The following is a 12,770-nucleotide window of genomic DNA, read 5'->3' on the forward strand; positions in this document are numbered from 1 at the left end:
GGCGCGAGCACGAGCAGGCACGCGCTGTGTAACTGTGTCCCACACAGAAGGACACGCGTTAAGTGAGTCCAATCCTAAGCAGAGCGTAATGTCCGATACCGATCTCGAAGACCTCAAGCGGGGGACGGAACTGGTCAAGCGCGGCTTCGCGAAGATGCAGAAAGGCGGCGTCATCATGGACGTCGTCAACCGCGAGCAGGCCCGCATCGCGGAGGACGTGGGTGCCGTCGCCGTGATGAACCTCGAAGCCGTGCCGGCGGATATCCGCAAGCGCGGTGGCGTCTCTCGGATGGCCGACCCCGCCTCGCTGCAGGCGATCATCGACGAGGTGTCGATCCCGGTGATGGGCAAGTCCCGGATCGGACACACCAAGGAGGCCCAGATCCTCGAGGCCGCCGGTGCGGATATGGTCGACGAGAGCGAGGTCCTGACGCCGGCCGACGACCGCTATCACATCGACAAGCGCGATTTCACCGCCCCGTTCGTCTGTGGCGCGCGCAACCTCGGCGAGGCGCTGCGCCGGATCGACGAGGGCGCGGCGATGATTCGAACCAAAGGCGAGGCCGGCACCGGCGACGTGAACCAGGCCGTCCACCACCAGCGCAACATCAAGGGCGCGATCCGCGAACTGGAGGGCATGACCCACGAGGAACGCGAGAAGTGGGCCCGCGAGCACGAGGCCCCGGCCGATCTCGTCCACGAGACCGCCGAGATGGGACGCCTCCCGGTCGTCAACTTCGCCGCCGGTGGCATCGCGACCCCCGCCGACGCCGCGCTGATGATGCACCACGGCTGTGACGGCATCTTCGTCGGTTCGGGCATCTTCGGCGCAGAGGACCCCGAAGCGATGGGCACCGCTATCGTCGAAGCGGTCAACAACTGGGACGACCCCGAGCGCCTCGCCGAGATCGCGTCGAACATCGGCGGCGGCATGAAAGGCGACGCCAACGCCGACCTGCCGGAAGAAGAGAAGATGCAGGGCCGTGGCGTCTGAGCGTTCGAACACAGCGAGCAATCTCGACCCGTGAGCGCCGACACGCCCGCAGACGACGGCTCCAACGACCTCGACGGCGGGAGCGACGAGCGCGCCGTGGCGGCTCGACTCGACGACATCGACGGACCAGTGCTCCTGTTCGACGGCGTCTGTAACCTCTGTAACGCCGCAGTCCGGTTCGTCGTGCGGTTCGACGCGGCCGGGACGTTCCGGTTCGCACCGCTCCAGTCCGAGGTCGGCCAGGCTTTGCTCGAACGCCACGACCTGTCGACAGAGACGTTCGACTCCGTCGTCCTAATCGAGGACGGCGCGGTCGCCACGAAGTCGACGGCCGCACTACGGGTGGCCCGACGGCTCGACGGCCCGTGGCCGCTGTTGTACCCGGCGATCCACCTCCCCGAGCGCACCCGCGACCGGATGTACGACCTCGTCGCAGACTACCGCTATCGCGTGTTCGGGAAGAAAGACCAGTGTCCGATCCCCGAGCCGGAGATTCGCGACCGATTTCTCCAGCGGCGACTCGACTGATACTGCCGGCTGTCGCTGTTTCAAGATATTCGCGACCATGGGGTCGCGAAAGCGGTCACAGATGGACAGCCGACGGTACCGCTCCGGAGGACAACCCTGATACTGCCGGCTGTAACTTCGTGACGATCTTCGCCACCCCGGGGTGGCGAAATCGGTCACAGATGTACAGCCGGTAGTATGAAGCCGCTGTAGGTCTCTGGGGGAACTATGCAGACGACGACGCCGGTCGGCGACGAGACGCCGGTCCCGACCAACGGCTCCGCGTCGAACTGGCCGGTGTTTCAGGACACCGTGGCGTCCGTCTTCGGGGAGGGCCAGCGGTTCCTCGAAGAACTCGCGACGACCCAGGGGCGGGCGGCCGTCACCGCCGTGCTCGTGATCGCCGCGCTGCTCGCCGTCTTCGTCGTCGTCCCCCTCCTCGTTCGCCAGATCCGCCGCGTCCTCGCGTCCCGACTGTTCGACAGCCGCGTCGCCGACGGCGTCGAGCTGGTCGGGATGTACATCCCGACGACGATCTCGGGAATCGCGTTGCGGATTCTCCAGGTGTCGGTCCTGATCGTCGGCACGCTCTCGCTGCTGGTCGTCTGGGGACTCGTCGACGTGGCCGTCGCCACCGGTGGGCTGATCCTCGCTGCGATCCCGAACCTCGTCAAAGCGACGATGACTGCCGTGTTGCTGGTGCTTGCCTACGTCGGCTCCGACCAGCTCAGAACTGTGATCGATCGGTTCAGCCAGGGTGCAGACCGGGTCACCCAGCACCAGGAAGAGGTGATGCTGCGGGTGGGCCAGGTGGTCCTGCTCGTCACCGTCGGTTCGTCGATCATGACGCTGTGGGGGATCAACCTCAGCGGTCTGCTGGTCGGGGCGGGATTCCTCGGGATCGTCGTCGGTCTGGCCGCTCGCCAGACGCTGGGTTCGCTGATCGCCGGTTTCGTCCTCATGTTCTCGCGTCCCTTCACCGTCGGCGACTGGATCGAAGTCGACGGCCAGGAGGGGATCGTCACCGACATCACGATCCTCAACACGCGACTCCAGAACTTCGACGGCGAGACGGTCGTCCTGCCCAACGACAAGGTCAACGATCGGTCCCTGACCAACCGGAGTTCAAACGGCCGGCTGCGGCTGCGGACGGAGGTGGGAATCGACTACGACGCCGATCCCGACCACGCCGAGACGGTGGCCCTCGACGCGATCGAAGCCGTCGAAATCGTCGAGGACGCGCCGGCACCGAAAGTCATCCCGAAGGCCTTCGGCGACTCCGCGATCGTGCTGGAACTGCGCTACTGGATCGAACATCCGAGCCCACCGCGGAAGTGGCGGGCCATCTCGGGGGTCGTCAGCGGCGTCAAGGAGGCGTTCGACGACGAGGGGATCACGGTGCCGTACCCACAGCGCGAACTGTCCGCACGCGACGGGACCGCAACCCAGTTGCGCGACGGACAACTGGCCGACGGACAGCCCTCGGCAGACGCCGACGGCGAGACGGACTGATACTGCCGGCTGTACTGTTTCAAGAGATTCGAGACACGGGATCGAGCAATTCTTCGCAGACGTACAGCCGGTAGTGTGATCAGGGCAACAGCTCCGCGCTCACGAGCCCCGCACCGGCGAGCCACGCGCCGACGAGCACGCCGAGGACGCCCACGTGGAGCAGCCACTCGACGCCGTCGGGCGCGCCGAGTGGCCCCTCGACGGCCGCGAGGGCACTGTCGGCACCCGCCGCCAGCGACGGTGCCGACAGGACGACCGCGAGAGCGACGCCGACGACGAGCGGCACTCCGAGCACGCACAGCGCGGTGCCGAGCCACACGAGTCGAACCGCGATCGGTGCCGGTGACCTGGAGCCGTCCGTCCCGAACTCCGGCTGTCTGCGTTCCATGTGTACACACAACATGCTCTGGCCCGATAAAGACACCCGCTATACTGAGGGTTACAGCCACTCGCGGAGCGGCGGGATCAGCCCCAGCGTCGCAGCCCCGAGGTAGAGCCCGAACAGGACGAGCAGGGCACCGACCGCCGTCGCCACCTCGGACATCGCACCGAGGAGCAACTGTCCGCCGGTAGTGACCACCACCAGCGCGACGCCGAGCAACAGCAACGTGCCGATCACGTCCAACAGTGCGTCTTTGATCGCGGCCCGGACGACCCGGTACAGCGTGTCCGGATCGAAACCCGGATCGACGCCGCCGTCGCCGCGCCGCCGCCACTCGCCCGTCGCCTCCTCGTCCGTGCCGTCGCTCGCATCGGGGACCATACTCGCACGTCGATCACGTGACACAAAAGCGAACTGGTGGAGACAGCGCCTAGAACACGGTCGCGCCAGCGCCGATTCGAGTCTGGTACACCTGGGCCTCCACGTCCTCCTCGGCGAAGCGCTCGATCATCGCCGAGCCGATCGCTCGCTGATCGCCCTCGTGACAGGCGGCGATGACGGTCGGGCCGGCACCGCTGATGGTGACCCCGGTCGCGCCCGCTTCCAGCGCGGCCGCTCGAACGTCCGCGTAGCCGTCGATCAGCTTCGCTCGGGCCGGCGTGACGATCGAGTCGTACATCCCGGCCCCCACGAGATCGGGGTCGTCCCGATGCATCCCGGTCGTGAGCCTGGCGGCGTTGCCGACGGTCTCGACGAGCTGGTCGACGCCGGCCCGCTCGGGGACGACGCGTCGCGCGTCGCGCGTCGAGACGACGATGTCGGGGAGGCAGGCCACCAGCGGGATGTCGGCGTCGACCTGCGTGACCCCCTCGTCGGTCGCGATCGTGAACCCGCCCATGATCGACGGGGCGACGTTGTCGTCGTGGGCGTCCCCGGAGACGACGGCTTCGCCCTTGGCGGCGATCGGCACGAGCGCCTCGCGGCTGTGGCCCCGGTCGTAGAGCTCGTTGAGGCCGACGGCCGCGGCAGCGGCGCTGGCGGCCGAAGAACCCAGTCCCGACGCGGGCCGGATGCCCTTGTCGATCTCGATGTGTGCCGGGGCGTCGAGCGCTTTGGCGACCGCGCCGACGGTGTTTTTCTCCGGATCTTCCGGGATGTACTCGCTCCCGGCCCCCGTCACTTCGATGGTCGTCCGCTCGGCCTTCGAGACGCGAACCACGTCCGCCGGGCGCTCGAGCGCGACGCCGAACACGTCGAACCCGCTCCCCAGGTTGGCACTCGTTGCCGGTGCCCGGACGGTCAACATGCATCCGAGTATCCCCACTGCAGGCAAAAAGGTAGCGGACCGTACGCAGGGTTCGGTCGGACAGCGCCGGTCGTAGCGATTTCCCGGTGAGCGTCACAGCGACGACCGATGAGCGACGGCGACCGCCGGTATCAGGGCAACTGATTAGTATCGGAACGGATATTGTCGGAACGAGATAATCGAATGGCCACGTACGTGTTCTGGAGCGTCGTCGCTATGACGCTGGTCAGTGGGCTGATCTGCAGTGCAATGGCAGTGTCCGCCTGGCGCAACCACGACCAGCCGGCGGCCTCGGCGTTTGGCTGGCTGATGGTCGCTGCCGCCGCGTGGGCGTTCATGGCGACGGCCCGCCTGTTGACCGATCAGGTGGCGGGCGCGTACCTGTTCGACCGCATCGCACGGGCCGCCTCCAGCAGCACCGCCCCGCTCGTGTTGGTGTTCGTACTCTCCTACATCGGCCGCGAGGACGTTCTCACGCCGCGGTTCGTCGGCTCGCTGTGGCTCGTTCCGACCAGTTACACCGTCCTCTCGGCGACGGCTCCGTTCCACGACCTCGTACCGGGACCCGAGAGCGTGTGGGTCGGGGCGTGGGAGAACGCCACGGTGTTGACCGTCACAGAAGGGATCCCCTCCCAGATCGACCTCCTCTATACCTACCTCCTCCTCGCGGTGGCGTTCCTCCTGCTGGCACGCTTTCTCGTCAGGTCGCGGGCCATCTACCGACTCCAGACGGCGACGGTCGTGACTGCGATCCTCGTGCCCGTCATCGTCAACGCCGCGACGCAGTTCTACCAGTTCTCGCATCCGGGCGTGGATCTGACGCCGGCCGCACTCGGTCTCACCGGGCTGGTGCTGGGCTGGGGACTGTTCCGGTACGACCTCCTCGACGTGACGCCACTGGCGAGCGACATCCTCGTCGACGAACTGCCCGACCCCGTGTTCGTCCTCGCAGAGGACGGTCGCATCCTCGATCACAACCGCGCCGCCGAGACGATGTTCGACGCCGATCCCCTCTGTGGGCGACGGCTCGCCGCCGTCGCTCCGCGGCTCGCCGAACGGCTCGACGGTAGTTCGGTCTACTCGCGCTCGGACCCCACCAGCGAGGAGGTCACGTACTTCGATCCGCAGGTCACCTCGATCGACGACCAGCACGGCATCGAGCGCGGCCGGCTCATCGTCTTGCGGGACGTGACCGGCCAGCAGCGTCGCCAGGACCGCCTGGAAGCCCTCCAGGCGGCGACCCAGCAGTTCATCACGGCCAACTCGGTCGAACGCATCGCGGAGCTGACGGTGACGTTCGCGGACCGCGTGCTCGATCAGGACGCCGCCGCGGTGTACGTCCACGAGGACGATCGACTGCGCCCGGCCGCCGCCAGCGACGCGCTCGAACGGGAGTGTACGCTGACGGAGCTGACCGTCGAGGACCCCGACCATCCAGTGTACACCGCCTACGAGTCCGAGACGATCGACAGGGCGGACGTGCGTGATTCGGGGACGACGATGCCGTTCCGGTACCTCCTGTTGGTGCCGATCGACGACCACGGCGTGCTGGCGATCGGCTCGCGCGAGCCCGGTGCGTTCGTGACCGAAGACGAGCAGTTCGCGACGATCCTCGCCCGGACGACGCAGGTCGCGTTCACGCAGGTCGACCGCGAGCGCGAGCTCCGACAGAGCCGACAGGCGATCGAGCGTCGCAACGAGCAGGTCGCGTTCTTCAACGGCGTGTTGCGACACACGCTGCGCAACGCCTTGCTCGTCATCGAAGGACGAGCGAACCACCTGCGAGACCACGTCGACGACGCCAGACAGCGACATCTCGACCGGATCGTCCAGTGGTGTGAGGACCTCTCGGAACTCAGCGAGGAGATCGAGGCGATCAACGACACCGTCACGGCGAGCGAGGCACAGCGCCTCGACAGGATCGATCTCGGCAGGGTGTTGTCCGACCGCGTCGACGCGCTCTCGGAGGACTTTACGGACGTGACCATCGAGCTGGCCGTCGACGACGGGCTGACCGTCCTCGCCAACGATCTCATCGAGAAGGTCGTCGACAGCGTCATCTCGAACGCCATCACGCACAACGACGCACAAGCGCCCCGCGTCGAGATCACCGCCACCGAGATCGCCGACCGCGTCCAGCTCAGGGTCGCCGACAACGGCCCCGGCATGACCGACGAGATGAAAGAGACCGTCTTCGAACGTAACGTCGGTGCCAGCCAGACCAGCCACGGCTTCGGACTCTACTTCGTCTCGGTGATGATGAACCTCTACGGCGGGACGGTCTGGATCGAGGACAACGACATCCGGGACGACGGCACGCGCCGCGGTGCCGTGGCGGTCCTCGAGTTCCAGCAGGCCGAGACACAACACACATCCCGGTCGCCCGAAAACGAGCAGGCATGATCGGCGTCGTCGGCGGCGGCATCGCGGGGTTGGCGGCCGCGTACCGGCTCCAGCAACGCGGCCACGAAGTCCACGTGTTCGAGGCCACAGACCAGGTCGGCGGACTGGCCGCGGTGTACGAGACCGCCGGGGACCCTCTGGAGAAGTTCTACCACCACCTCTCGAAGTCCGAGGAGACGATCGTCGAGCTGGCCCACGAGCTGGGGCTGGGCGAGGACGTCGAGTGGCGGATCGGCGAGAACGCCTACTACGTCGACGGGGTCGTCCACCCGATGGACAAGCCCTGGGAGATCCTCGCCTTTCCCCACTGGAGCGTCTACGACAAGTTCAGGCTCGGGATGCTCACGCTCGATATCGACGTTCGCGGTGGCGTCCCGAAGTTCGACACCTACGAGCGCCTCGAAGACTTCGAGGACGTGCCAGTCAAGGAGTTCGCACGGGAGCACACGACGGAGAACGTCTACGAGACGTTCTTCGAACCGCTGCTCGAAGCGAAGTTCGGCGAGCGCGCGGCGGACGTAAGCGCCGCCTGGCTGCTCGGGCGCATCAAGTTCCGCGGGGAGCGAGACATCCTCAACGGGGAGATCCTCGGCTACCTCGACGGCGGTTTCGGCCGGCTGCTGGACGCGCTCGTCGAGGCGGTGGGCCGAGAGAACATCACGACCGGCGCACGCGTGACGGAGCTTTCGACGACGGGCGGTGCCGTCGACTCGCTGACCGTCGACACCGACGAGGGAACCGAAACTCACGGGGTCGACGCCGCCGTCGTCGCCGCGATGCCGACGGTACTGGAGGCGCTGACGGGGTATCAATGTGGGATCGACTTCCAGGGGACGATCTGCTCGGTGATCAGTCTGGACGAGTCGCTGACCGACACCTACTGGCTCAACATCGCCGACGAGGCTCCGTTCGGGGCGCTCATCGAGCACACCAACTTCGTCCCGCCCGAGCGCTACGGCGGCGAACACCTCGTCTACATCGCCAAGTACGTCCAGCACACGGACGACCCCTACTGGCAACAGGACGACGAAGAGATCCGCGAGACGTGGCTGTCAGGCATCGAGGGGCTGTTTCCCGACTTCGACCGCGACAGCGTCAACTGGGTCGAGACCGCCCGGAACCCGCGGACGGCACCGATCTACGAGCGGGGCTATCTGGATATGGTCGTCCCCTACGACCTGGCCGACGAGATCGCCGAGGGCGTCTACTACGCCGGGATGGCCTCTCGGGCACAGTATCCCGAGCGGAGCCTCAACGGCGGCATCGTCGCCGGCTACGAGTGTGCCGACCGGATCACCGGGGACCGGTAGTTCGATTGCTCGCGCTGTTTGGGGCTGTCCGCAGTCGCGGCGTCCAGCGGACGCCGTCGTCCGAGCGTCGCCTGGATGGCACTGTCGGAGGGCGGTCTACGGCGACCGGCGGCGCTACTCCTCGACGCCGGGGGCCTCGCTCGGATCCACGTCTGTGGGCTCTTCCTGACCGCCGACCACGATCTCGCCGTCGTCGGTCTCGACGTACACGTCGTCGGCGAACCCGCCCTCCGCGTGAGGGTGCTCGGGGTCGTCGAGCTTTTCGGGCGTCGACGGGGCCTCGGTGATGCCGTCTTCGGGAGCGAACGTGCCGAGTGGCTCGTCGATCGTGATGTCGTAGCGCTCGAAGAACGACTCGTAGCGCTCGTAGTGGGCCGCCAGTTCGTCGACGGGGAACTCCATCATCTCCGTCCAGCCGTGGTTGTAGAAGTCGAAGTTCGCCTGTACGTGTGTGATCTCTCTGGCCTCGGCCTCGGGGAAGCCGGCGTCCAGCGCGGCGACGTAGGTGTCCATCGTCGCGTCGAAGAAGTCGTCGAGGTGGGCGCGCCGCTCGTCGGCGCGGCTCGCGTCGGCCTTGTCCGCGAAGACGTTCGTGTGCAAGTCCACCAGCCGGTCGTTGACCGCCTCGCCGACGACTGGGAGTGTCAGCGCCTGCTTGGCCGCGAAGTGCTTGACGTTCTGGCGGAGTTTCATCACGTTTCCCTTGGTCGCGACGGCCTTCAACCCCGCGATCGGGGGTAATTCTCACCCGCCGCGTCAATACTTGCCACCTGACGCGAAGATGGCAATCCACATTAAGCCCGATATCCAACGTCCCGCTTATGAGCACGTCGCACGTGATTATCGGTGACGGCATCGCGGGGTCGTCGGCTGCAGAGTCGATCCGCGAAGCCGATCCAGACGCAGACGTCACAGTCATCACGGACGAGGGAGAGGCCCTGTACAACCGGATCCTCATCAAGGAGTTCGCGAAGGGCAAGCTCCCCGAAGCACCGATCTCGATCCACGAACCCGAGTGGTACGAGGAGCGAGACATCGACCTCGAACTGAACACGCACGTCACCGAAGTCGACACCGACGCCCACGAGATTCACACCCACGAGGGCGACAGCTACGAGTACGACAAGCTGCTCGTCGCGACCGGCGGGACGCCGGCGCAGCTCCCGGTCGACAACGCCGACGCCGACGGGATCCACCACTTCTGGACGTTCCAGGACGCCCGCAACATCCGCGAACACGCCGAGGAGACCGACGACGCGATCATCGTCGGTGCGGGCCTGCTCGGGATCGACCTCGCCGCGATCTGTGGCGCACAGGGGATCGACGGGACGTTCCTCATGCGTGGCAACCGCTGGTGGCGCTACGCGCTCAGCCTCGACGGCGCGGAGATCATCCACGACGCGATGCGCGGCGTCGGCGTCGAACCCGTCTTCGAGTCCGGCGTCGACCACTTCGAAGTCGACGACGACTGTCACGTCGAGGCGGCCGTCGACCCCGACGGTAACCGCTACGACGGCGACTTCGCGGGCGTCGCGATCGGTCTGGACTTCAACACCGAGTTCCTCGCCGGCTCGGGCATCGAGACCGACGACGGGATCGTCGTCGACGAGTACATGCAGACCAACGTCGAAGACGTCTACGCGGCGGGCGACATCACGCAGTTCTACGACACGATCCTCGACGAACGCGCACAGAACGGCGCGTGGGGCTCGGCCAAAGAGCAGGGATCGGTCGCCGGTGCCAACATGGTCGCCGACGCGGCCGAAGAAGAGTTCCGCTGGGTCTCGACGTACTCGATCACCCACTTCGACTTCCCCTTCCTCTCCTTCGGTCACCCGACGCTCGGCGACGAGGACTGCGAGCGAAAGTACTCCGACACGGAGTGGCGTCGACTCACTTTCAAGGACGGCAAGCTCATCGGCGGCGTGCTCATCGGCGATCTCTCCCAGCAGTCGAAGTTCAAGAAGCTCATCCGCGAGGAACGCGAGGTCGCGGACAAGAAGGAACTGCTGCTCGAAGAAGATGTCGACATCGAGCGCCTCGAAGAAGTCGCTCCCGCACAGGCCGAGTGAACTACCCCACCCTACCGCTCGCCTGACGGCTCGCGCTTGAGGGTGGGGCTTCCTGTTTCCACGACGCGCTTTGCAGACACAGATGTATCTACAGGGAGCGCAGTCTCCACAGGCGTTGATTCGGAGTATCCCACTCCTACGTCTTCGAGGCCGCGGGAAAGAATGTTCCACGCCGCGTTCGCGTCTCTATCCGCCTCGAACCCACACGCCGGACAGGCATGTTTGCGCACCCACAGCGGCTTCTCTGTCGAAACGCCGCAGGACGCACACTCTTTCGTCGTCCCTCTTGGGTTGACGGCCACGAAGTGCGTGCCTTCGCGTTCGCACTTGTATTCGAGCAACGAGAGGAACGTCCCCCACGCTGCACCTGCCCGGTTCCGCGAGTTGCCCGGTAGTTCGACCAACCCCTTCGTGTCCAAGTTCTCGACCGCTACAAAGTCGTACTCGGTGGCGTAGTAGTTCGAGAGCTTGTGGAGGAAGTCTCGCCGCTTGTGCTTCAGGTCGGCGTGTCGTTCGGCCACAACTCGACGCTGTTTCTCCCAATTCGCAGACCCGTGCTGTTTCCGTGAGAGGTCACGCTGTGCGCGTTCCAACCGCTCGCGTTCGTCAGACAGGTCGAGCGATTCGACGGCGGTCCCGTCGGTGTCGTGGGCGTACTTGAGAATCCCCACGTCGATACCGACGCACCGCTCGGGAGTCTTCGGTTTCGCAGGTGGGTCGTCCGGGGTTTCGACGCCGAGGATAGCGTACCACTTGCCGGTCGGTTCCTGTTTGACCGTGACGGTCTTGATTTCGGCGTCGTCGGGGAGGTCGCGGTGGAAAGTGAGCGGGATTTCTCCGAGTTTCGAGAGCCACAGTCGGGTCCGACCGCCCGTGTTCTTGAGCTTGAAGCCGGATTGACTGTAGGTGAAACTGCGGTACTCGCCCGGCGCTTTCCACTTGAGCGTCCCGACGCGGTAGCCGTTCTCTTTGCGTCCGCGTAGCGTCGAGAGGTTGTCGTACAGCCGTTGCACGACTTTCTGAAGAACTTTCGAGTGAACTTGTTTCAGGTCGTTCCACCACTTTTTGAGACTTGGCAGGAGTTTCTGTTCGGAGTATGCCGACGTGTCGTCTGTTCGGTTGAGTCGGTGAAGGAAGTGGTTGTAGACCTGCCTACAGGTATCGACAGTCCACGCTAACTGCTCTTCGAGCACGTCGGACGGTCGGAGACGATACCTGTAGTTGTAGTTCATTTACGAGCGTTCTTCGATGAGTTCGTCAAGTTTCTCTTGGACGAACGAGGACAGACTCAGGTGGTTCTCCTGAATCCACTCCTCTTGGTCGTCGCGGATAGAGATGGTCTTGCGCGTTGCCACACCATAAGTTATGCAAAACACGTACTAAACAGTTGCGATTATGTGGGCCTGTGGGTCGAGGGACGAACGTGTTTGAGACTCGTGCGGCGCTGTATCCCCTCCCTACTCGCTCCGCTCGCTCGTTGAGGAAGGGGCCTTAGCGCCTCAATTCAGGTAAACCGCGGGAAGGTCCTTCTCGTCGCTCCGACCGACACTTTTTGTCCCTGAGCCAACAACAGCCGTGTATGCTCCGTGCTCTGCTCCGGTGGCTCGTCGGCAGTCTCTCTCGTGGGCGATCCGACGAAGACGACGAGCGAGCCCACGCCGGATCGCTCCTCGACGCCTCGGTCAACTACGCCCACGGCCAAGCAGACGGTCGGCAGGCGGTTCGAGAGATGGAGAAAGTCAACGAAGAGGCGTCGAAGCTCCGGGACGCGGACGACCGCCGGCCGTAGAACCGACGGCCTTTTTTCGGGTGACGGCCGAGATTCGAGCATGGTTGGCGGCAGCGGCGACATGACACTCGCGATCGAGCTCGCGGCGCTCAAGGAACTGGCCCACCCCGACGCCGTCTTCAACGACGCGCGCCAGTGGGCCGAGTACGTCGGCGTCATCTCCGAGAAACCCACCTACGTCGTCACGAACTTCTGTCGGAAACACCGGATCAGGCAGGACTTCTTCTCGGGCCCACGCGGGCGCGAGGAGAGTCTGGGCAACGTCAAAGAGCAGTTCGACACCGAGCGCCACGTCTTCGTCGGCACGACCGACGAGGACGCGGCGCTGGCCGAGACCGCGGACTGGGAGTACCTCACCGTCGAAGGTGCCGCAGAAGCGGCCGACTGGGAACTGGGCGATCCGGAGTCTCCCGACGCCGTCGAGTCCGAAGAGCAACGCGACGACTGGCCCTGACTGTCCGTCCGCAGCGACAGCCGTTCACGATCGATCCGGGT

Annotated in this window: 14 protein-coding genes; 8 read left to right on the top strand and 6 right to left on the bottom strand. The window is 65.5% G+C overall.

Features of this window, described 5'->3' with window-relative positions; translation table 11 throughout:
* The first annotated feature begins 88 nt into the window (after positions 1 to 88).
* The 3 genes from pdxS to ACAH01_RS12630 all read left to right on the top strand — a co-directional run bounded on the left by pdxS (position 89) and on the right by ACAH01_RS12630 (position 3,013).
* Positions 89 to 994, top strand: a complete 906-nt coding sequence (gene pdxS / locus ACAH01_RS12620) for a pyridoxal 5'-phosphate synthase lyase subunit PdxS (RefSeq protein WP_372479424.1) — start codon at positions 89 to 91, stop codon at positions 992 to 994.
* Positions 995 to 1,024: 30 nt separating this feature from the next.
* Positions 1,025 to 1,522, top strand: coding sequence for a thiol-disulfide oxidoreductase DCC family protein (locus ACAH01_RS12625; protein WP_372479425.1), 498 nt, complete (start codon positions 1,025 to 1,027; stop codon positions 1,520 to 1,522).
* A gap of 207 nt (positions 1,523 to 1,729) precedes the next feature.
* Positions 1,730 to 3,013: a mechanosensitive ion channel family protein gene (locus tag ACAH01_RS12630; protein WP_372479426.1), complete on the top strand. Its 1,284-nt coding sequence runs from the start codon at positions 1,730 to 1,732 to the stop codon at positions 3,011 to 3,013.
* A gap of 79 nt (positions 3,014 to 3,092) precedes the next feature.
* Here the strand turns inward: ACAH01_RS12630 and ACAH01_RS12635 are convergent, their stop codons facing one another.
* The 3 genes from ACAH01_RS12635 to ACAH01_RS12645 are packed head-to-tail and all read right to left on the bottom strand — an operon-like array spanning position 3,093 to position 4,701.
* The gene (locus tag ACAH01_RS12635; RefSeq protein WP_372479427.1) at positions 3,093 to 3,401 is read right to left on the bottom strand and encodes a hypothetical protein; all 309 of its coding nucleotides are present in this window, start codon (positions 3,399 to 3,401) and stop codon (positions 3,093 to 3,095) included.
* Between the two features lie 51 nt (positions 3,402 to 3,452).
* On the bottom strand, positions 3,453 to 3,776 hold the full coding sequence (locus ACAH01_RS12640; protein WP_170093709.1) for a hypothetical protein: 324 nt from the start codon (positions 3,774 to 3,776) through the stop codon (positions 3,453 to 3,455).
* 49 nt (positions 3,777 to 3,825) lie between these two features.
* A complete protein-coding gene (locus tag ACAH01_RS12645; RefSeq protein ID WP_170093708.1) occupies positions 3,826 to 4,701 on the bottom strand; it encodes a homoserine kinase in 876 nt (291 codons plus the stop codon).
* Positions 4,702 to 4,884: 183 nt separating this feature from the next.
* Here ACAH01_RS12645 and ACAH01_RS12650 point away from each other — a divergent pair, with 183 nt between their 5' ends.
* Together ACAH01_RS12650 and ACAH01_RS12655 are read left to right on the top strand one after the other, a co-directional pair.
* Positions 4,885 to 7,104, top strand: a complete 2,220-nt coding sequence (locus tag ACAH01_RS12650) for a histidine kinase N-terminal 7TM domain-containing protein (RefSeq protein WP_372479428.1) — start codon at positions 4,885 to 4,887, stop codon at positions 7,102 to 7,104.
* Complete coding sequence (locus ACAH01_RS12655) at positions 7,101 to 8,414, top strand: NAD(P)/FAD-dependent oxidoreductase (RefSeq protein WP_372479429.1); 1,314 nt, start codon at positions 7,101 to 7,103, stop codon at positions 8,412 to 8,414. The genes ACAH01_RS12650 and ACAH01_RS12655 overlap by 4 nt, the downstream gene beginning before the upstream one ends.
* 114 nt (positions 8,415 to 8,528) lie before the next feature.
* On the opposite strand, the gene ACAH01_RS12660 is transcribed toward ACAH01_RS12655, so the two are convergent.
* A complete protein-coding gene (locus ACAH01_RS12660; protein WP_153552585.1) occupies positions 8,529 to 9,107 on the bottom strand; it encodes a DUF6149 family protein in 579 nt (192 codons plus the stop codon).
* Positions 9,108 to 9,235: 128 nt separating this feature from the next.
* Here ACAH01_RS12660 and ACAH01_RS12665 point away from each other — a divergent pair, with 128 nt between their 5' ends.
* Entirely contained in the window at positions 9,236 to 10,486 is a 1,251-nt protein-coding gene (locus ACAH01_RS12665; protein ID WP_372479430.1) for an NAD(P)/FAD-dependent oxidoreductase, read from the top strand.
* A gap of 11 nt (positions 10,487 to 10,497) precedes the next feature.
* Here ACAH01_RS12665 and ACAH01_RS12670 read toward each other — a convergent pair whose 3' ends face one another.
* Positions 10,498 to 11,718, bottom strand: a complete 1,221-nt coding sequence (locus ACAH01_RS12670; RefSeq protein ID WP_372479431.1) for an RNA-guided endonuclease InsQ/TnpB family protein — start codon at positions 11,716 to 11,718, stop codon at positions 10,498 to 10,500.
* Positions 11,719 to 11,841 carry a hypothetical protein gene (locus tag ACAH01_RS12675; RefSeq protein ID WP_255594979.1) on the bottom strand — a complete coding sequence of 41 codons (123 nt, stop codon included), beginning with the start codon at positions 11,839 to 11,841 and terminating at the stop codon, positions 11,719 to 11,721.
* A gap of 224 nt (positions 11,842 to 12,065) precedes the next feature.
* Between ACAH01_RS12675 and ACAH01_RS12680 the strand changes: the two genes are divergently transcribed.
* The gene (locus ACAH01_RS12680) at positions 12,066 to 12,275 is read left to right on the top strand and encodes a hypothetical protein (RefSeq protein WP_372479432.1); all 210 of its coding nucleotides are present in this window, start codon (positions 12,066 to 12,068) and stop codon (positions 12,273 to 12,275) included.
* A gap of 40 nt (positions 12,276 to 12,315) precedes the next feature.
* Positions 12,316 to 12,729 carry a hypothetical protein gene (locus ACAH01_RS12685; protein WP_153552582.1) on the top strand — a complete coding sequence of 138 codons (414 nt, stop codon included), beginning with the start codon at positions 12,316 to 12,318 and terminating at the stop codon, positions 12,727 to 12,729.
* Positions 12,730 to 12,770 lie beyond the last annotated feature (41 nt).

The sequence above is a fragment of the Halomicrobium sp. HM KBTZ05 genome, assembly GCF_041530035.1.
Taxonomy (GTDB): Archaea; Halobacteriota; Halobacteria; order Halobacteriales; family Haloarculaceae; genus Halomicrobium.

Coding starts and splice junctions, on each gene's coding strand:
- pdxS (WP_372479424.1), top strand. CDS start 89: ATGTCCGATACCGATCTCGAAGACCTCAAGCGGGGGACGGAACTGGTC.
- ACAH01_RS12630 (WP_372479426.1), top strand. CDS start 1,730: ATGCAGACGACGACGCCGGTCGGCGACGAGACGCCGGTCCCGACCAAC.
- ACAH01_RS12635 (WP_372479427.1), bottom strand. CDS start 3,401: ATGGAACGCAGACAGCCGGAGTTCGGGACGGACGGCTCCAGGTCACCG.
- ACAH01_RS12640 (WP_170093709.1), bottom strand. CDS start 3,776: ATGGTCCCCGATGCGAGCGACGGCACGGACGAGGAGGCGACGGGCGAG.
- ACAH01_RS12645 (WP_170093708.1), bottom strand. CDS start 4,701: ATGTTGACCGTCCGGGCACCGGCAACGAGTGCCAACCTGGGGAGCGGG.
- ACAH01_RS12650 (WP_372479428.1), top strand. CDS start 4,885: ATGGCCACGTACGTGTTCTGGAGCGTCGTCGCTATGACGCTGGTCAGT.
- ACAH01_RS12655 (WP_372479429.1), top strand. CDS start 7,101: ATGATCGGCGTCGTCGGCGGCGGCATCGCGGGGTTGGCGGCCGCGTAC.
- ACAH01_RS12660 (WP_153552585.1), bottom strand. CDS start 9,107: ATGAAACTCCGCCAGAACGTCAAGCACTTCGCGGCCAAGCAGGCGCTG.
- ACAH01_RS12665 (WP_372479430.1), top strand. CDS start 9,236: ATGAGCACGTCGCACGTGATTATCGGTGACGGCATCGCGGGGTCGTCG.
- ACAH01_RS12670 (WP_372479431.1), bottom strand. CDS start 11,718: ATGAACTACAACTACAGGTATCGTCTCCGACCGTCCGACGTGCTCGAA.
- ACAH01_RS12680 (WP_372479432.1), top strand. CDS start 12,066: ATGCTCCGTGCTCTGCTCCGGTGGCTCGTCGGCAGTCTCTCTCGTGGG.
- ACAH01_RS12685 (WP_153552582.1), top strand. CDS start 12,316: ATGGTTGGCGGCAGCGGCGACATGACACTCGCGATCGAGCTCGCGGCG.